The sequence below is a fragment of the Odoribacter splanchnicus DSM 20712 genome (genome assembly GCF_000190535.1).
GTDB classification, from domain to species: domain Bacteria; phylum Bacteroidota; class Bacteroidia; order Bacteroidales; family Marinifilaceae; genus Odoribacter; species Odoribacter splanchnicus.
On record NC_015160.1, the window covers coordinates 1,831,932 to 1,851,095 of the forward strand.

14 protein-coding genes are annotated in these 19,164 nt (G+C 44.6%); 3 read left to right on the top strand and 11 right to left on the bottom strand.

Going from position 1 to position 19,164, the window contains the following annotated elements; genetic code table 11:
* Window positions 1–9: 9 nt before the first annotated feature.
* Window positions 10–1,188, bottom strand: coding sequence for a FecR family protein (locus tag ODOSP_RS07705; RefSeq protein ID WP_013611789.1), 1,179 nt, complete (start codon window positions 1,186–1,188; stop codon window positions 10–12).
* A gap of 77 nt (window positions 1,189–1,265) precedes the next feature.
* Complete coding sequence (locus tag ODOSP_RS07710; RefSeq protein WP_013611790.1) at window positions 1,266–1,820, bottom strand: RNA polymerase sigma-70 factor; 555 nt, start codon at window positions 1,818–1,820, stop codon at window positions 1,266–1,268.
* Between the two features lie 148 nt (window positions 1,821–1,968).
* Here ODOSP_RS07710 and ODOSP_RS07715 point away from each other — a divergent pair, with 148 nt between their 5' ends.
* From ODOSP_RS07715 to ODOSP_RS07725, 3 genes are all read left to right on the top strand, one after another.
* The gene (locus ODOSP_RS07715; protein WP_013611791.1) at window positions 1,969–2,541 is read left to right on the top strand and encodes an L-threonylcarbamoyladenylate synthase; all 573 of its coding nucleotides are present in this window, start codon (window positions 1,969–1,971) and stop codon (window positions 2,539–2,541) included.
* A 36-nt stretch (window positions 2,542–2,577) separates the two neighbouring features.
* Window positions 2,578–3,264: a tRNA (adenosine(37)-N6)-threonylcarbamoyltransferase complex dimerization subunit type 1 TsaB gene (tsaB, locus tag ODOSP_RS07720; protein WP_013611792.1), complete on the top strand. Its 687-nt coding sequence runs from the start codon at window positions 2,578–2,580 to the stop codon at window positions 3,262–3,264.
* A gap of 146 nt (window positions 3,265–3,410) precedes the next feature.
* Window positions 3,411–4,097, top strand: a complete 687-nt coding sequence (locus ODOSP_RS07725) for a PdaC/SigV domain-containing protein (protein WP_013611793.1) — start codon at window positions 3,411–3,413, stop codon at window positions 4,095–4,097.
* Between the two features lie 98 nt (window positions 4,098–4,195).
* Here the strand turns inward: ODOSP_RS07725 and ODOSP_RS18760 are convergent, their stop codons facing one another.
* From ODOSP_RS18760 to fimD, 9 genes are all read right to left on the bottom strand, one after another.
* Window positions 4,196–5,938, bottom strand: a complete 1,743-nt coding sequence (locus tag ODOSP_RS18760) for a PKD-like family lipoprotein (protein ID WP_013611794.1) — start codon at window positions 5,936–5,938, stop codon at window positions 4,196–4,198.
* Between the two features lie 11 nt (window positions 5,939–5,949).
* Window positions 5,950–6,378 (bottom strand): DUF4843 domain-containing protein, encoded by a 429-nt coding sequence (locus ODOSP_RS07735; RefSeq protein ID WP_041556558.1) that lies wholly within the window; start codon window positions 6,376–6,378, stop codon window positions 5,950–5,952.
* On the bottom strand, window positions 6,375–6,680 hold the full coding sequence (locus ODOSP_RS07740) for a DUF4843 domain-containing protein (protein WP_147348218.1): 306 nt from the start codon (window positions 6,678–6,680) through the stop codon (window positions 6,375–6,377). The genes ODOSP_RS07735 and ODOSP_RS07740 overlap by 4 nt, the downstream gene beginning before the upstream one ends.
* Before the next feature lie 16 nt (window positions 6,681–6,696).
* On the bottom strand, window positions 6,697–8,103 hold the full coding sequence (locus ODOSP_RS07745; protein WP_013611795.1) for a RagB/SusD family nutrient uptake outer membrane protein: 1,407 nt from the start codon (window positions 8,101–8,103) through the stop codon (window positions 6,697–6,699).
* 11 nt (window positions 8,104–8,114) lie between these two features.
* A complete protein-coding gene (locus ODOSP_RS07750; RefSeq protein WP_013611796.1) occupies window positions 8,115–11,423 on the bottom strand; it encodes a SusC/RagA family TonB-linked outer membrane protein in 3,309 nt (1,102 codons plus the stop codon).
* Between the two features lie 74 nt (window positions 11,424–11,497).
* The gene (locus ODOSP_RS07755) at window positions 11,498–12,670 is read right to left on the bottom strand and encodes a FecR family protein (protein WP_013611797.1); all 1,173 of its coding nucleotides are present in this window, start codon (window positions 12,668–12,670) and stop codon (window positions 11,498–11,500) included.
* A 117-nt stretch (window positions 12,671–12,787) separates the two neighbouring features.
* Entirely contained in the window at window positions 12,788–13,681 is an 894-nt protein-coding gene (locus ODOSP_RS07760) for a DUF5106 domain-containing protein (protein WP_013611798.1), read from the bottom strand.
* 76 nt (window positions 13,682–13,757) lie between these two features.
* Window positions 13,758–16,904 carry a hypothetical protein gene (locus tag ODOSP_RS07765; RefSeq protein WP_013611799.1) on the bottom strand — a complete coding sequence of 1,049 codons (3,147 nt, stop codon included), beginning with the start codon at window positions 16,902–16,904 and terminating at the stop codon, window positions 13,758–13,760.
* Window positions 16,905–16,943: 39 nt separating this feature from the next.
* A complete protein-coding gene (gene fimD, locus ODOSP_RS07770) occupies window positions 16,944–19,163 on the bottom strand; it encodes a fimbrial tip adhesin FimD (RefSeq protein ID WP_013611800.1) in 2,220 nt (739 codons plus the stop codon).
* Between the last annotated feature and the right edge of the window lies 1 nt (window position 19,164).

Here is a 19,164-nt window from a genome sequence, read left to right on the forward strand (position 1 = left end):
ATTCGCACACTATTTTTTAGACACTATCACCGTGTCATCGCTAATAGTAAAGGAAATATCGTAGGCTTTCTCTATCATGCGGAGAAGGGTAGAGATCTGGTCGAAACGTCCTACATTTCCGGTAAAGCGATAGCCGGCAACCTGAGGATCCCGGAAGAATATTTTCACATCATACCAACGTCCGAGTTGTTTTAATATTTCTTCCAATGTCTCGTTTTCAAAGACAAAACGCCCGTGTATCCATCCTAAAGAAACTTGCGGGTCGACCGTATGAATCCGCATCCGGCCATCGTGGGTAGTATAAATACATTGTTCATCGGGACGCAACAGCGCAGTATGCGCCGATTCACGCTCCTTTATTTGTACAGAACCGGAAACAAGAGTAGTGAATATAGCCTGATCATCGGTGTATGCTTTGATATTGAATTTAGTGCCTAATACCTGGACTTCCATTCCCCCGGTCATTACGATAAAAGGTTTCAGAGAATCGAAAGCTACTTCAAAATAGGCTTCTCCTTCTAAATGAACAACTCTCTTTTCGCCCGCAAAGACCAACGGAAAATGCAACTTTGTGTTGGAATTCAGATAAACGCGACTTCCGTCTTCAAGAACGAGCTTGTATTCCCCACCCCTCGGCACGACAAGGGTCTGATACTCTTCCGTGGCAACCGAAGCCGGTTGACCGGATTTGATGGTCAGGGTGTTGTCTTTGTTATCCAATCTGACGTCAGAATCTTGTTGTGGAGAGAAGTTCCGTTCATCTTCCAGATTTACCGTTTCTCCGGATGCAAAAACCAAAAATGCCCTGGCTGAACCCGGAAGCGGTTCCGTCTGCCAAACCATGGGGATAGAAACAGAAGGAGACTGTTTCCAATACAGGTAAACGGCAGTGCTGATCATAGCTAATAACAAAACAGCAGCAGCATAACGGATTATGTTCCGGAAATAAGATCTCTTTCTTAAATACAGCCGTTTTTCCAGGCGTTCCCAAGTCCGCTCCGGATGTAACTGTCCATACAGATTTTTCTTGTCATCCAAATTTCTTCGGGATAACGAAAGATACAACACGCGATTTGCCTCTATTGTTAACCAACGGTCCAACTCCTCTTGCTCGGCTTCCGTCAATTGCCCTTTCAGGCTTTTTATTATCAGTTGTGAGATGTAAAATGGGTATTTCGAATATTTCATTTTCTTTCCGCTTTTTATGTAATACAACTAAGCGGATATGGTGGGTGAAAAAATGAAAAAAAATTGTTTAGAAAACTTCATTTCTGAAGCAAAAAGAGCAGGCAGGTGATTTCGTAAATGTAGTCTTTGAGCGTTCTGTAGGCTATTTTTTTCTGAGTTTTTACGGTATTGACAGAAATATTCAGTTCTTTGGCAATCTCATCATTGTTTTTGCCTTGTATGGCAAGAATGAAAATTCGTTTACATTTGGGCGGAAGATTTTCCTGGGTTTTAAGCAATATCCGCTCCACTTCTTCCTCTATAATGAAATATTCGAATAAAGTTTTGTCTTCTAAATCGTGCAAACTCTGCTCGTAACGTAACCTGATTTTTTGATGTTTTATATAATTCAAGACAGTATTGCGGGTCACGGAATAAAGGAAAGATTTAATGTGTATAACTGATTCCATTTCTTCCCGATGATTCCAAAGTGCACAAAAGGCTTCCTGCACAATATCTTCTGAAGCATCCAGATTATTTAAAAACCGGTTGGTAAAAAGGCACAACGAATGATACAGACCATCGAAAACGGTCTTGAAAATCAAGCTATCTCCTTGCCTGAAACGTTCCATATCCAATGTCACACCTTCCACCGAACAACTTTTTAAGAAAAACAGTGTAAATATATATTTTCCTCCGGATACCCACCAACTATTCCACAACTAAACTGAAAAATAATCCCTTCATAGCCGAAAAACAAACGAAAAACTTCGTATTTTCGCCCTTTGAAATCTATATCATATGAACGATAAACTCAAAGAGGAAATCCGGAAAACGCTGGGAATCCTGAAAAACGGAGGTGTAATTCTTTATCCGACCGATACGATCTGGGGATTGGGTTGTGACGCCACTAATCCGGAAGCTGTCAAACGGATTTATGACATCAAAAAACGGGCCGACAACAAATCGATGCTTGTATTGTTGGACGATGCAGGGAAAATAGCTTCCTATGCCGACGTCCCGGATATAGCCCTCGATTTGATCGAAGTGGCCGACAAACCGACAACTATCATCTATCCGGGTGCTAAACGTCTGGCACCCAATCTGATCGCAGAAGACGGTACGATCGGTATCCGGATTACGCGGGAAGAATTTACCCGATCTTTAATTTTCCGTTATAATAAACCCATCGTTTCGACTTCGGCCAATATCAGCGGCGAACCCTCCCCTCATTTTTTCGGGGAAATCAGTGAGGAGATCAAAAATGCAGTAGACTATATCGTAGATTACCGCCGCAACGATCATAAACCGGCAGCTCCCTCGAGTATTATCAAACTGGGAATGGGCGGGGAGATTCAAATTATCCGGAAATAATCTTTAGCTCTTGACTTTAAACATTCGACTTTAATTATGGCTTTGATTTTAAATATAGATACCTCTACTTCTGTCTGCTCGGTAGCCTTAGCCCGGGACGGAAAAATGATTGCCTTGAAAGAAAATAACGAGGGATTGAACCACTCGGTTTTATTAGGCACTTACATCGACGAAATCCTAAAAGACAATCACATGGATGCCCATTGTCTGGATGCCGTTGCGATCAGTATGGGCCCGGGATCGTATACCGGATTACGCATCGGAGTATCTATGGCGAAAGGAGTATGTTTCGGAGCAGGTAAACCTCTGATCGCCGTACCGACCTTACAAGCACTGGCCTTATCGGTATCGGAACGGATACGGGAAGAAGCGCTGTATTGCCCGATGATCGACGCCCGCCGGATGGAAGTCTATACCGCTTTTTTCGACCGTAACAACCAACAGGTCATCGATACCAAAGCAGAAATCGTCGACGAAAATTCGTTTGCCGATTTATTGGCCGGACATAAAATTTATTTTTTCGGAAATGGCAGCGACAAAGTCAGGATGCTCCTTACCGCTCCTAATGCTCATTTTATGGGGCAAGTAGAAACCTCTGCCCGGCACATGATCCCCCTTGCAGAGGAGCTGTTCGGCCGGCAAGAATTTGTCGATGTCGCCTACTTCGAACCGTTTTATCTCAAAGATTTTATTGCCACGACTCCGAAGAAAAAAGTGATTTGATCCAATTTTCGCCGGCATATCGGGTTTTGAATTTTTCGATTATATTTTTTATAAAAATATAGGAAATCATCTGTTAAAAGTTAACTTTGCAAATTCGATTTACGATATACCGTAAATTGCAATTTTAATTTTCAAAAAACAGAATGATGAAAACAAAACTTTTTACCCTGGTATTTGCAGTCCTTGTTTTAGGGGCTTGTAAAAAAGAGATTAAGCTGGATGTTAAACAAATCCATCTGACCGACACGACCGGACAATGGGACATCAAAATCGACCGTCCTGCCTTCTCGACTACAGATGCTGAAACTGAAAAAAGCTGTGTCAAATTCAACGACGAGGTCAACGGGCTGATCAACGGTATTCATGCAGCCTTTATCGAACAAGCTAAAGAGAACATTGCCTGTTTAAATTCTGCAGGTTTCAAGCAAGCAGCTCCCTACGAACTGATCATTGAAGATTCGGTGTTCCTGGCAGACCAAAATTACATCAGTGTCCGGGTATTATCGTACGAAATGCTGGGAGGAGCCCATGGGATGACCGATTTTTATGCTATAAATTACGATGTGAAGACACAGAAATTCTTAACCAATAAAGATATCCTCAACCTGGACAAAGCAGCAGATATCAATGCCCTTTTAAAGGCTAATCTGAAAGATCCGGACAAATGCTTCACTTTCGAAGCTCCGACAGTGGATAATGTCACCTGCATCAACCTTACCCTCCACACGGTCGATTTTACTTATGCCCAATATATCCTCGGTCCTTACTCTTGTGGCCACACCATCATTTCCATTCCCAAAGAAAAGATGAAGGATATGCTGGTGATCAAATAATGGTCCGACCGGTTGAAACGGATAAAACGGTAATAACAATAATAACCGTTTTATCCGTTATTATCTAAAGTTGATTATCTTCTTCCAGCACCTTAATGTCAGTTTTTCGCCGATAACAATTTTTTCAACAATAATTCTGTTCTGGGATCGGACGGACGCCAGCAGTTGTGTGCCATCATCTTACCGTCAGGGCCGATCAACATGAAACGGGGGATTCCGGTTACGCCATATTTCCGGATGAACGAACTCTTAAATCCCTCCGGAGCAATCAAAGTTACTCCCTGAATCCGATGTTCTGCCAGGTATAGTTTCCACTTCTCTTTCTCCGTCCACCGATCCATGGAGAGAGAAACAAAAACGATCTTTTCACCCCTGTATTGTTGCTCCAATTTCTGCATATAGGGCATCTCTTGTTTACAGGGTCCACACCAGGTCGCCCAGATATCCAGATATATATACTTTCCCCGGAAAGTTTCCGAACTCACTTTTACCCCGTCCTGGTCCTCGAAAATAAAGGCACATCCTTCACCATTCAAGGTGTCGTTCTTTATTTGTTCGCCGGCTTTGCTGCAAATTTCCTGAAAGAGGATTTTTCCTTTCCTGCTTTTTATCCAGGGAGCACAACACTCCAATGTCTCCGACAGACAGAGCAATTCCCGGTTATCTACCCGCCTGCTCAACTCCCTCAATAGATACTCCTCACCAATAGAACGGTTGGGAATACATTTCGCTTTTTTCAGTAAATAGTCCGAAAGAGTAAACCGAAAACGTCCTTCTTCCTCCTGTGCCAACAGATAATTATAAATCCACACCCGCCCTTCAGAAGTTTTAAAAAAAGCCGTATCCCGGAAGGGCATCCTTCCGATAGCCCGCAATAACGTACGGGGACGCTGCCAATGCTCATAACGCATTACATTATAAGTCGCCACAATGGCTTCCCAATACATTCGGCGAAGCCGACTTTTCCATTCCCGGATAAAATCAGGTTCCTCTCCTCCCCATTGTTCCACATCCCGGATACCTTGCCGGAAAATTTCCTTCAACTTACCGATATTAGCCGGCAATCCGAATTTTCCACTATTATCCGACATGTTGAAAATAGAATACACTTTTCCATCGTTGAGGAAATAACTACACATCATCGTCTCGAACATCATCTGAGGTCGAGGGTGTTCGGGGACTTCATAGAATATATTTTCGTAGGTCCGGTTTATCCCGGCCCTGGAAATATCTATTCCCAGTAAATCCCGATCGGTCAGGGCAAATAAAGTTTTTTGTGCGGTATACTTATTCTGTTCTTCATCAAACACCTGATGACTGGCGATAAAAGACAACTTCTGTGCTTTCCCTTTCAGATTTTGCCCATTCACAGCAAAAAGAATATTACTCAGTTTTCCCTGTTCGCTATACAAATCGATATCGGTCTGTTGTCCATCGTCCTTCAAGACATACCCCCCCCGGGAATAAGGAGTACCTACGATCAATTCAGCCTCCTGGTAAACAGTATATCCGCTATTCATATTCGTAACTGCCAATACCAGCGTATAATTCTGATTGGGTTCCCAATTTACGAGAGTATCCAATACCTTATCCAGAGTGAGTGTATCCCCTAACCTTCTCTGAGCAGAAATCGTCCACAGATACTCGAAACGGGCGTCCGGATCGGTAGAACAGACTTCAGGGCGAACAACCAGCCGATCGTTCATAAAATAACGCAAGTACTCCTTTTCTACTCCGGAAACCGTAATCTGTTCTCCGACTGTATAACTATAATTGCCCTTATCTTCAAAACAAGACATCAACAGCAACCCCACGATTGCCAATAAAATATATTTTTTCATAGTGTTACTTTTTATTCCGGGAATCCCGTAATTTCACGATTATCATCATCCAATAAAATATTTCCTTGCCGGTTGTATTCCAAAAGGTATTCATTCAATTTGTCCCTCCAATACATATCCGATCCCGGCTCGTCATTTAAAGCAGTAAGAAACTCGTCATCCCATTTTTTACCGGTCTGTTCAATCATCCACATGTGTTTATTGATGCTATAAGGTCCCAGAACAACACTTTCCAGATATCCTCCCCATCCGGCAGGTTTTAGTAAATCTTTTGAAAAAACCACCGTCCGGTGCAATTCAGTTTTCACCCCGGTCTTAAAGAAGTCATTTTCTACAATTTCCAATCGTAAATAATAAGTAGTCCGTTCAGCCAGTTTATTCCGGAAAATGACTACCGGTACTCTGGCTTTAACGCTGCCAGCCTCAACCGAATAATTCATCTCGTCAAAAACTTATACTGTTCGCCGGCCACAGCATTATTTTGCCCTTCGATCTGTCCTTGTACCACTTTAAAACTACGCGGGTCGGAAGAAGTATATCCTGTCGTGATCACTTCAAACCAGACTGTGTCTTCCGTCACCTGTTCCGGCTGAAAATAAAACGAATAACGTTGCAGTGTATCTTTTGTTTCCGAGAATTGTATATAAGCTTCACCGGAATACATTTTATAATCGTTCGAATTACATGCAGCCCAACATCCTGCCAGTAATCCCGATATCAGAAACCTTTTCATTTTTTTCATCTTCATTGCTTACTTTTTATTTTTCACTCAATTCCGTTTCAGGTAAAGGCAAAACATAATTTACCTCCAAGTCAGAAGGAGCCCAAAGCCATTGATTTTTAGGCAAATTCAGACGTTTATGCAGAAAAAAAGTAACGCCTTCCCCATAAAATTCTTTCCGGTATTCTGCAATAATAGCCGCTTTCCGCAGCGCAGCATCCGAAGGTAAATCTGCAGTAACCAGATTCCGGGCAGACAAAAACTCCTTCCACAAACGCTGCGCCTCGGTTTCCGGTCCCGCCTCTATGGCTATTAAATACATTTCACTCAATCGCAAAAGCGGAATAACCTTATCCTCTTCTTTCTCCGAAGTAGCCTCCGTCACCTGGTATTTATTGCATACATAATAACTCGCTTTATTCGCCATCACCAACAAATTCCAAAGATTCATTTCCCGGATATCCGAACCGGTATTTCCATACAATTCTTTCTTTACCGTTGTTTCCTTGGTTCCTTTATAGAGGCCATCTCCACTGAACAATTCGGTATATTTATCTTGTAAATCAAACCGATAAAGTGAAAACACCTGTTCACAAGGTAGGGTAAAACGGCCTTCACTAAAATCACCGGCTGTCCCCAAACGGAATCTTGGATTCCCGTCTTCATCCTTAGCCGTAATCACCGCCTGTGCAGCTTCATAAGCCTTCTGAGTATCGCCGAACCACAGATAAGCGCGGGCTTGAAGGGCTTTTACCGCATAATAGTTCATCCGGATCGTCCGGTATTTAAAATAATCTTCCTCAATTTCGGATTGTTTCTCCAAATGTTGTTTCAATAACCCTTCCGCATTTTCCAAATCGGCTATTAACCGGGCTTTATAGCCGTCGAAATTCACATGCCGGTGTAATTCTTTAGTCACTGTTTCCACATAGGGAAGTATCGGAACTGAAGTCGCCTCTGCCGGTACCGGTCCGAAAAGCCGTAGAATATCCAGATGGCACATCGCGCGTAAAGCCAGGCATTCTCCCTTTACGGCTTCATACGCTCCCGGATCAAAGATCGCTTGCCGAAGATCGACATACTCCAAAATGGCATTTACAGCCAAGATCACCTTATATTGTTGTTCGTACAAGGCATCGATCATCGTCACTGCCTGAGCGTCGGAATAACGGTGGAGGGTCAATGCTTCCTCACCGCTACCCTTTTCAGGATCCCAAAAATCAACCAGATATTCGATCTTACTCATCGTAAGATATTCACCATAACTTTTATCGCTCATCATTTCGATATAAGCACCGGTCAGGGCATCCCGGAAGCCATTCTGAGTTTCAAACAGCTGCTCTGTCGGCTTTTCTGTCCGAGGAGATACAGACAACCAATCGCTACATCCGGATACAATCAGGAGTAGTACCCATCCTATCGCATATATAATCTTATTTTTCATCATATCTCATTTTAAAAAGTTGCACTCAATGAAAAGGAAAATTGCCGTGAAAAAGGATAAGCTGTTCCCCTTTCCCTCTTTACCGACGAAATATAAAAAAGATCGGAGGTACTGACATTCAGTGTCAGATTCTCCATACCCACTATTTTTTTCAAACGGGGGGAATCGAAAAGATATTGTAAGGTCACACTCTGGCAGTTAAACACCCGCTCATTTTCGACAAAACGGGAAGTTTTAGAAGTTTTATCTTTGAGGTGCAAACCTTTAAAAGCGGCAATATCTCCGGCTTTCTGCCAACGTCCCTTATATACCCGGGCATCTACATTCTCCCGGAAATCGGTATTTTCAACTTTCTCGATCAAGGTCGAATTATAAAGCTGGCCGCCGAAACGATAGCCGAAAGAAAGATTCGCAGAGAATCCCTTATAGCGGAACATCGTACTCAGATTTCCCTGATATTTCGGTTCAGCTACTCCGCAAGCAGTCAGATCCCTGGAATCCCAGGTAAAGGTCGGTTCACCGAAACGATCCAGATACAACTCCCTACCGGTACTCGGATCAATACCCAAGGAGCGTACCACCCAAATCGTATTAGTAGAATATCCTGTTTTATACAACATATTGGGATTAGCCCCCTGATCGGCTTCCAAATCCTTTTGTGCATCCTGCAACGCTTCGGAAACTTCCAATATTTTATTTTCGTTGTGTATCAAACCACCGGTCACCGACCAGCTCAGTTCCCGGTCTGAATTACGGACCACAAACACCGTCGCTTTCAGTTCGTAACCCCGGTTCCGCATTTTACCGATATTTTCGATATAAGAAGTAAATCCGTTCGCCATCGGGATATCTACCGAGGATACCAAATCTTTCGTCGTCTCTATATAAAAATCGCCTGCCAAAGAAATACGGTTGTCTATTAATTTCATTTCGCCACCTACATTATAATTCATCTTTTGCTGCCATTGCAAATCTTCATTTCCCAGTCCTATCATCGTCGCCCCCATCCAATTATAATAGCGTCGGTCAGTGATATAGCGATAGGTCGACAAAGCCTGGTAGGAATCAAAATTCTGAGAACCGGTAATTCCGACCGAAGCCCTTAATTTCAAAAAATTCACAATCGGATTTCCCTGTAAGAACTTCTCCTGATGCAGGTTCCAACCGATACCCGTCGACCAGAAAGGAGCGAAACGCCGGGAAGTACCGAATTGCGAAGCCCCGTCAGTACGCCCCGAAAGATCGATATAATACCGGTTATCGTAGGTATAATTCATTGCTCCCGTCATACCGATTGCCCGGGTCAGGCTTTCAGAACCAGCTGGTTTTACTCCCGAGGCATATTGCAAACCCATCGGCAAAAAATCGAAATCTTCATTATTGAAACCCTCTACCAGAATATCGTATCCTGTGATCTTATTTTGACGAATATTATAATCCAATCCGGCATACAACATATGTCGTTCTTTAAAAGTAACCGAATAACTCAGATTCAAACCAGCATCGTAAGAAAATTCCTTACCCGGAATATAGCGGTAGCTTCCTTTCCGGAATACATCGGCAGAAGAATAATCGGCAAAATCAGTATGATCGGCAGGTTTAAAAACATTCCGCTCCGTATGTTTCTGTTCTATGCCTATTCGGCCCCGTAACAACAGATCCGGAATGATCTGCCATTCGATAGAAAAATTATTGACAACATCGGTATATTCACTTCGGTCGTAGGTATTCAGCAAAGCATTATACAACGGATTCTGATGCTGGCGGATATAACTTTTGATCAGTTTACCCGAGTCATCGTATATCCGGTAGTAGGGATTCATTTTTACATAATCGTTAAAACTACCATAAGGCGATTCTTCGCTTTTATTAAACCCCAACATCAGGCTATTGGTAAATTTCAGGGTTTTATAATAATAGCTCAGATTCAAAGTGCCGTTCAACGTACGGCGGGACGATTTTTTCATTACCCCCTGGACATCATTATACTGGATCGAAGCAGCATAACGAAAGGTTTTGTCTCCTCCCTCCAAACGCAAGTTATGCCGATGACCGACACCTACCCGTAAAGGCTGGGACAGCCAATCCGTATTTACCCCGGAATTGATATCATTCAGAATTTTATTATAGGTCGCCAAATCTGTCAGGTTCGTCTCGCTCCACAAACCGGCTTTTTTCTCTATCTCTAATTTCTGACAGGCATTTAACACATCATAAGAATTCAGGTCGGGCACTTCCAGATTTAAATCTCCCCGATAGGTAACGCGCAATTTTCCCATCGCCGGAGCTTTTGTCGTAATGACAATCACCCCATTGGCTCCCCTCGACCCATAAATCGCTGTAGCCGAAGCATCTTTGAGCAATGTGATCGCCTCAACCTCGTTTTCATTGATATCCAACAACTTTTCCAGGCTCGTCTCAAACCCATCCAATACCACCAACGGCGTATTCATACTCACCCTTGTTTCGTCTTTCAACTGGTCAACGTTCGGTAAACTCGAATTCCCACGGATCTGTATTTCCGGTAACCGATTGGGATTAGAACCGAATTCATTGTTTTCGACAATATTAAACGAAGGGTCGATATTCCGTAAGGAAGTCAACAAGTTACGATTACCGAACTGCTTAAGTTCTTCTCCCGTCACTACGGTTGCCGCACCGGTATAACTCGACTTCGCTTTCCGAAAAATACCGGTAACGACCACTTCGTCCATTTCCACCTTTTCTTCTTCGAGTTTCACCCGTAAGAATTCCTGATTCCCGAGGACGACCTCCAAAGGTTTCATACCCACAAAAGAAAACTGTAAAACTGCTTCTCCCTCAGGAAGACTGAGCTGAAAGGCACCTTCGGTATCGGTTATCCCGCCCAAGGTCGTCCCTTTGATCCGGACAGTCACCCCCGGCAAGGTGTTTCCCTGTACATCCGTCACCACTCCTTTTATCTCCCGAATAGCCGACTGAAGCGGTGAAACCGTTTTTTCCCGGTCTTTAATAACCACCACATCGTCCATTACCGTAAAAGTAAGGACAGTATTTTTCAACAACCGGTCCAAAATCGTTTTAAAATCTTCTTGTTTAGCTTGTAACGATAAACCGGTAATCTTTTCGATTTTATCCTGACTATAAAAAAATTGTAATCCGGTCTGTTTTTCCAATTCTTTAATCACCTGTTCCAAAGAGGTTTCTTTCACATTCAGAGTGACCCGGTGTGTCTGGGCTTGTACCCCAAAAAACAGGAAGACATTCAGTAGAAATACCAACAAAAATTTTTTTCGTCGTTCCCAGGAAAGCCCCGGTTTGTAATACCATTTTTTTTTCATAACTTTGATTTGTTTAATTATCCAATAATTTTTCAGTGTGATACGGCAATTGCTGCTACAATTGTCGTATCGTTTTATTTCGGATTTACAGTAATAGTTCTGTCTTTCACAATAAAGGTAACATCCCCGCCGGTTTCTATAAATTGCAGGAATTCTTCTACCCGTTCATATTTTTTCAGTTGACCTGAAAAGCGTAATTTTTTTAAAGCTTCTCCATTGAAAAAAACTTCCACATCATAGTTACGTCCGACCGTCTTCATCATTTCTTCCAGGGATTCTTTGTTAAAGAAGTAAATGCCGTCCTTCCAGCTTATAAATTCTTTAGGATTCACTTGCAATAATTCCGGTTTCTCCCCCCGACGTCCGGCCCTGACCTGTTCTCCGGGTTTCATAACTATTTCCCCCTGTTTCAAATTCTTGCCGGTATAGCTGACAGCTCCTTTCACCAAGGTAGTCACAACCCGTTCTTCATCTTCATAATCCCGGATATTGAACTCTGTACCCAAGACCCGGATCTCCCCGGATGAACCGGAAACAATGAAAGGATGTGCTGTATCTCTTTCAACAGCGAAATAAGCCTCTCCCGATAAAAACACCCGCCGTTGCGAACCGTTGAAACGAACCGGATATTTCAGCTTCGAACCGGCATTCAGCCAAACCCGGGTACCGTCGCCCAAGACCAGCGAATACTCACCTCCACGCGGGACGGTCAATTCATTGTACAGGACTTGTGGTTTTGCTGTCTGTGATTGGGAAGAATAAACCAATTGTCCGTCGTGGTACTGAATCCGGGTACCGTCTTTTTCAGCTATAGGAGCCACTTCTTCTCCCAAATTTATTTTTTCTCCATTGGCCAGGGTCACCACCGCTTTCGGTTTTACAATTCCGATCTCTTCCGACAAGGGTATCGAAGCGGGTTGCCACCAAACGAATAGTCCGACCCCTCCACCGACCAACAACGGAATCAGCAACGAGGCCACCCATCTCCAGCGAAGGCGGCCGATAGACCGTTTTCCGGCCGTCATGCTCCAAAATCGCCGGTAAGCTTTATCCGTCTCAAAAATATCCGGTTCTTCCAATGCATTCTTTATCCACTCCCGGTCCTCAAATTCCCGGGCATACTTGTCCAACCCTGTCGTTTCTTTCATATGCCTGTATTCCTCGAGCTCCGAATCTTTCATCCGCCCCAACCAATATTCGAATATCAGATCGACAACCCTACCGATATCATATCCACGACGCTTCATGCTTTTTCAGATTTTTGTTATTTTTATATATTAAATCCGAAAAAGAAAAAAAGTATAACAGAAAAATGATTTTTTTTTGAAAAAATAGCTTGTACTCCCCACGCTGCTCTCTTTCGGCTATTGTTCAGAGAGCCATGCCTCGATTTTTTCTGCCGAGGCATCCTTGAGTATTACCCGTTTCCCGCTATCGAGCAGGTAGAGGGTGGGCATTGCCTTGAGATCATATACCTGTTCACGGGTAAGCCGTTTTCCCTCGTCATAACCATCGATCCAACGGGCGGGAAAGATCGCTTTTTCCCAGGCCGGCGTTTTACCCTCCACACACACGGATAGCAGGCATAACCGTCCGGCCTTCATAAATTCATTCATAACCGGTAAGGAGAGAAGCGCCTCCTTCACACGTTGACAGTCCGTGCAATCGGGATCATTGAAATAAAGCACAACATAATCGGCTTTTATACCCGAAAGCCGGTTCATGGCACCGTCGCGGGTCCGGTAGGTAAAATCGGCAGCCACATCACCCGGACGATTTTTCAGGGCCATTTCCAAGAGGTAACGGGGACGTTCTTTATCCCAATCATCCAAGCCGGGATTCCCGAGCAGTGAACGCAGTACCAGGATATGCAGCTCCTCGTTGTACATAGGCGAGTTGGGTTCGTAAAGATACTTGTCCGCCAAGGATATGAAATGGTACAACATCTCTTTTTTCACCATAGCACGCCGGAAAAGCGTGTCGACGGCAACCTGTACTTTTGCCGTGTAGGGAAGAATACTGATAAAATCGACAAATGCCTGTTCCGTGATTTCAGGCCGGGAAATTAAGGTGGTGTCAGCAAAATTGAAATAATCCCAGTAATGCACGGCCAGATAAGCAGCCCGTTCTGCGGGATCCGTCAGAAGAACAGGTACCTCGGGTAACCGAAACTCCTCCGTCGTTCGTTGCGCCTGAGCGAAGGACATAAGCCCGATACAGAAGATACACGCCCAAAGGGTTAGATTCAGAATTTTCATGTCGCTTGGTATTATGATTTATGAAAAACTCCGGACGCTTCCACGTTCGGAGTTTCCGATTGTATCATTCAAAATATCAGTTACCGGTAGCCGCTTGAAGTTCAATATCCGGCTTTGCGAACAGCTCAGCCAAATTATCGTAGATTTTGTGATAAACGTTTCCGGCAGTATCCTCGTAATGCAACTCGATTTTGTCGGAATACCAGTTGAACTCGTACTCCCTACGCAGGCGCAATTCATATCGGCCGTCAGCCGTAACGGTAACCGAACCGATACGACTGTTGTTGCCGACACGCTCGAAAGAGACGAACGCACCGACAGGCACATCCTTTACACCGTCAGCGGCTGCATAACGGAGCGTTCCCGTAATCGACCGGTTGGTTACCCGGAAAGTCTTACTATAATACACTACTTGTTTCTCGTTGGAGGAAATCGTGATGTCGCCCGCACTTACAATGCTATTTGTGATAAACGGCAAGGTTTTACGCTCTCCGTTTTGGTTTACTGAAATAGTCGTTGTATTGTCTATGTTTTCGATTGCATTTGTACCATAGTTACGTTCGGCCTCCCTGTCAGCCTCCACTGTATAAATGAAACGTCCCGGAACCGCAGGATCGGCCTTTAGTTTCGTTCCATTCAATTTGTTTGCCGCCAAGCGGTTTTCATCAATCTTCAGCATGGGCGCATCGATATAAATTTCGAACTCATTGCCGAACGGATCTACCGAGTTTCCGTCCGATCCGCAAAAACTGGTCACGTCAATGGCAATATCCACCTCCTGTTCGGGTTGATAAGTCCATACCAAAGGGGTTACCACTTCAGGAATATCTGCCGCTGAAGCGGACCTATCCGGTTCGTCATCTTTCCCTTTCCAATCCTCACCGGCATATTTTACACGTGCCCCGAAACGGAACGGATTGTAATTGGCCAGCTCAAACGTAACGCTTCGGTATGAATTACCGGCATATATACCCATATCACCGGCATCTGCCGCCAGTACCGCCTCATTACCGGGTTGGTTCGAGGCAATCCTGACCACTTCCGCGCTTTTTGCCCGGTTCGTGTACATATAAATCGAATATTTGCCGGTTTCCGTCGGACTGCCGGGCTTTATCGGTTTGAACATCAACATACGACCGCCTGCCGGATTGTTCTTTCTCCACCACGTATCTGCCTCGTCAGTATAGAAATTACAGTCAAACGACACAATATCGGCTTCCGACGGATCTTTATAATCCGACAAATACTGTGAATATAGCAAGAACTCATCTTTCTCTCCGGCATTGAACGGTGTTCCTCTTTGGTCATCTTCCACTTCATCGCCTTGTTTCTGCATGAGTTGCAGATCAAACTGCACCTTAGCATTGACCTTCTGCGGCACCAGGCGGTATAACACATACTCGTCATCTGCATATCCATCCGGATTTTGGGTAGGATCGGCGCTATACGCTTTCAGTCCCGTTACCGTGATGGACTTACGGGTGTCAGAGAACGTAAATTCCCGAGTCATGGTTTCGAAGTGTTCGGCCTCAATATAGAGCGTCCCTTTATATCCGGCAGCCTGTGACAGGATATTCTCGAAATAAACCCGTTGCACACCGGCCTGTTCGACCGTATATAGAAATTTATAGTCCGGTTCCGTTTTGATGTCTCCACTACTGTACCACTCCTTGTCGCCATTACGGACCACGGGCAATGCCATACCTGCCTCGTAACGTATATCCAATTCGTTGGCCGATAGGTACACTTTCATCGGGAACAGCTCGTCAGGACATGTTTCGGGAATGGTAAACATCACCGTTACGTGCGAACGGTCTTCGGTTGGATTATTCTCGTTTATTTTTCCGTACACCTGCGTGCCTACCCATGAAGGAGTGAACGCCTGTCTCTTCACTGTGATCACTTTAATTTTGCGTTGCAGACGTCCTTTCTTTACAAGCAATGTACCTTCCAGCTTCTCGTTATTTCCCAAAGGAAGCAGAGAGATGACGATACTGCCCTTACCAATCCCGTCTTCAATCTCAAAACTATTGTCTATATTTTGTCTAGCCACGAGGTTATCTATCCACGAGACATCTGCCTTATCGTCTTTTGTTATCGTCGTTCCGTTTTTACCTTTAACAGTATAAGAAAGTGTGTAGTTTCCGGTTCCGCCCGTAGCGTCTCCATCTATCACATAGCCGGTCTTTTCAACCGTGAGAATGTAATTCTGATCCTCTACCTCGTTCACCTCGTCGGAAATGGAGATCCAGACGTTGTTCGTGGCCGCTGCTGTCAATGCAGCGGCGAAGTTTTCCTGTCCAAAAGAAAGGGCTCCCTTGATATTCAACTTGTAATGATGGTTACGGCGTATGAGAATCTGATCGCCTTTTTCGTCAATCAGCATCACCCGATAATATTTTTCCGTGGACTCACCCGGAACATGTCCGCGAATGATGATACTGACAGGATCATCTGCGCTGTTTTCACTTTCGAAGATATACTGTTTCGTGGCCGTGGTCACATCCGTGATGTCGCTCATCCTGGCATCATTCTGCGGAAGTGTGACAAACGGATCGTCTTCGCCCGGCCACTCGAAATCGAATCCCTTTTCCGGGTGATAGGGAGCTACCGTACCAAAGGCATTCGTGTTATAGGCTACAAAACCCGTCACCTCTATCCACCCGTTGATCGGATTGTCGATGGAAACCTGCGCATGGTTGCGGATCATCTTTATCGTATTTCCCTTGTCGGCCATTTGAGCATCGATCTTACTATCGTTATCCGGATCGCAGGTAAAACGTGCCCAATAGATCATACGCCCCGACGAGCCCTCCAGCAGAGCCATAACCTCGGCCTCCGATTTGTTACGAAATTTATCCTCCTTGAATTCCGACATATTCTGATTGGCGAGAAAATGTACGGTTCGGGTATTTTCAGGCACTTCGGCCTCGAAATTTCCTGTTAAGCCGGCTCCATTCCCGGTAGGGGTAACTTTGGCCTCGACGGTCGTGGTAAAAAGACCGTAACTGTCGAAACAGAACAGTGTCATGTCCTGTACACCACCTCCGTCGGGATCGACCGAACGGGTTACCACCTCCTGCATAGCCGGAATATCGGCACTGAACCGAAGGGCCACGTAACCTTCATGTGCCGTGGGCATCGAGTCCGGCAGATCATCTTGCCGGCAAGAGACCAGTAGCACAGCCAAAGTTATTGCCGTATGTATTACTCTTTTTATCATAGTCTTATCCTTTATCTGTTCTTCGTACTAATTACCGGTCTATTTGCCATTGTAAACGTCGCGGACACAACGAACACCGGTTCCATTCATATTGTTTTTAGAATTGGATACCCTGCCGCTTGCACTATAATAATATGCAGCATTTAACAGATAATCTATAGCATCTGCATCTGCATTTTCTGTTCCTTGAAAATCCATGATAATCTTCAATTCGGCCTCGGTTGGCAAACGCCAATCGTCATACACCGTTCCATCCTCTGCAACCTCCACATAATTAGCGCAATGCTCCCGTGCAACCCTCAAACTTTTGTCGCTGTCATCCAATGTCAAATTTCCAGCCCCCAACATAAAGCCACCTAATGAAGATGCAATCATAAAAGATGGGGAGACCAGTTGAGCATTATCTTTTCCGGGATCTGTAACCATCAGTCCGGGATTACTTTCGTCTTCAATCAATCGAGGACGTCCCACTGTATATTTATTCGATGTTGCTGTTAATCGAATATGGTACAAACGTCCATTGTATTCTCCTGTGCTGCTTGTCTCTCTCTGCTCCCTACTATTCCAATAATAGTGCAGAATGGTTGATTTTCCGTTCGTTACACTGGAAACAAACTTAGATCGGAAAAAACCGCTGGATGTATTAGTTTCACCCCACCAACCACTTCTTTCTGATGCTTCGTAATCATATTGTCCGTTCCAGCTGGATATATTTCCCGTGGCAAGGCTGATTCCGTATATACGGTCTCCCATATACTCATACGTGGTAGGCCGGGTGTTATTTGTTTTAAAATCGTCACGATAAGAATACCTACTCTGTATGTTTATGATGTACTCCAACGGGTACTGGATAATTTCGACCTCACGTTCTACCTGATCATCATTAAAGACTTTCACTTTGATATAGCGGATCGTGTTGTTGGTCGGTACCGGGCTATGAATGCCGATATTTCCTGTTACATCAGGCTCGGGGGTTATGGTGATTTGCCTGAGAGTCTGAGCATCTACAGAACGTTGCACTCCGAACTTGTCGTAATAATAAGCGCTTACAACTTCAGCATGTACTTCCGATGACGATGCAAATCGCAGTGTAGTATTGTCATCCGCCATATTATGCATCTCTATCTCGTTTTCATTCAGCGTCAGGTAGACCGGACGATCATCCTCACCGCCAACCAGAATCGTTTGTTCATTCCAGTCCTGCACGGAATAAGTCATATCAGTCAATTCAACCGGTTTTGACGGGTCGTTGGCTCCGGGAGCATTCACACTGACTACCACCTCGTAGCAGGTATTACGTTCCAGTGCTTTCTTTTCGCTGACAGGGATCTGGTACCAGTTGCTCTCACGAAGCTGTGCATCGTCTCCATCCCCCTCATACTTCATGGGAATATTCACAACCAGACGTACTTCCTTTTCAAGCGCACTTTCGTTTATCCACGTATGAGCATAGGTATAGGCGGTCACGGTAATTAAATCCGCAGTCCAGTTGAAATAGCTGCCGGAGGACTTATCGGTATCTGTCAGATCAGCCGTACCGTTTACATCCGCTATTACCGATGTTGTATAAGGCATGTTGCGCAAGTAATATCCTGCATTATGGGCTTCCTTACTGTCATCGAACGTTACTCTGTCACCCTTCTGTATCCTGACGACAATCTTGGCTGCCGCACGGCGTAAGGTAACCTGCAGTTCCGTATTGTCCGTAGCCGTTCCGTAGTTTAGAGTTACCGTTTCGGGGGCATTGGGTTCATCGGTTCCAGCATAAGCCACACCGTCCATCAGAAAAGTCCGCGGGGCACCGCTCACCTGCGATAATCCTGTCATGTGGATATTCCGGTCGCTCTGCGTCATGGCCTTGAGTCTATTCAGATCGAAATCTTTGGCATCGAATATTTCCGCCAGAGCTGTGCTGTTGGCAATCAGGTATACCCAATACTTTGTGTCTTTATTGAAACTGCTCCTCTTAGCTGTTAAGGTGATCTTACCGTTACCGGTTTCACTGCCCTCCACCCGCTCGTGCCATTTCCAATCTCCGTTCTCTTCGAAAATCACAACGTCGATATGGTTGACGGCCATTTCCACTCCGGGTTCATTGCCGGCACGGCTCACAGGCAATGTCTCCGACGATAGATTAAGAATGATGCTATTACCGTTCTTTTCCATGCTTCTGCCCGAAATATCGTCGTCTTTTTCACAGGCGGTAAGAAACAGTACCGCCATGCCACAAACAATAATATGATATACTAGCTGTTTCATC

Coding starts and splice junctions, on each gene's coding strand:
- ODOSP_RS07705 (WP_013611789.1), bottom strand. CDS start 1,188: ATGAAATATTCGAAATACCCATTTTACATCTCACAACTGATAATAAAA.
- ODOSP_RS07715 (WP_013611791.1), top strand. CDS start 1,969: ATGAACGATAAACTCAAAGAGGAAATCCGGAAAACGCTGGGAATCCTG.
- tsaB (WP_013611792.1), top strand. CDS start 2,578: ATGGCTTTGATTTTAAATATAGATACCTCTACTTCTGTCTGCTCGGTA.
- ODOSP_RS07725 (WP_013611793.1), top strand. CDS start 3,411: ATGAAAACAAAACTTTTTACCCTGGTATTTGCAGTCCTTGTTTTAGGG.
- ODOSP_RS18760 (WP_013611794.1), bottom strand. CDS start 5,938: ATGAAAAAATATATTTTATTGGCAATCGTGGGGTTGCTGTTGATGTCT.
- ODOSP_RS07735 (WP_041556558.1), bottom strand. CDS start 6,378: ATGAATTATTCGGTTGAGGCTGGCAGCGTTAAAGCCAGAGTACCGGTA.
- ODOSP_RS07740 (WP_147348218.1), bottom strand. CDS start 6,680: ATGAAAAAAATGAAAAGGTTTCTGATATCGGGATTACTGGCAGGATGT.
- ODOSP_RS07745 (WP_013611795.1), bottom strand. CDS start 8,103: ATGAAAAATAAGATTATATATGCGATAGGATGGGTACTACTCCTGATT.
- ODOSP_RS07750 (WP_013611796.1), bottom strand. CDS start 11,423: ATGAAAAAAAAATGGTATTACAAACCGGGGCTTTCCTGGGAACGACGA.
- ODOSP_RS07755 (WP_013611797.1), bottom strand. CDS start 12,670: ATGAAGCGTCGTGGATATGATATCGGTAGGGTTGTCGATCTGATATTC.
- ODOSP_RS07760 (WP_013611798.1), bottom strand. CDS start 13,681: ATGAAAATTCTGAATCTAACCCTTTGGGCGTGTATCTTCTGTATCGGG.
- ODOSP_RS07765 (WP_013611799.1), bottom strand. CDS start 16,904: ATGATAAAAAGAGTAATACATACGGCAATAACTTTGGCTGTGCTACTG.
- fimD (WP_013611800.1), bottom strand. CDS start 19,163: ATGAAACAGCTAGTATATCATATTATTGTTTGTGGCATGGCGGTACTG.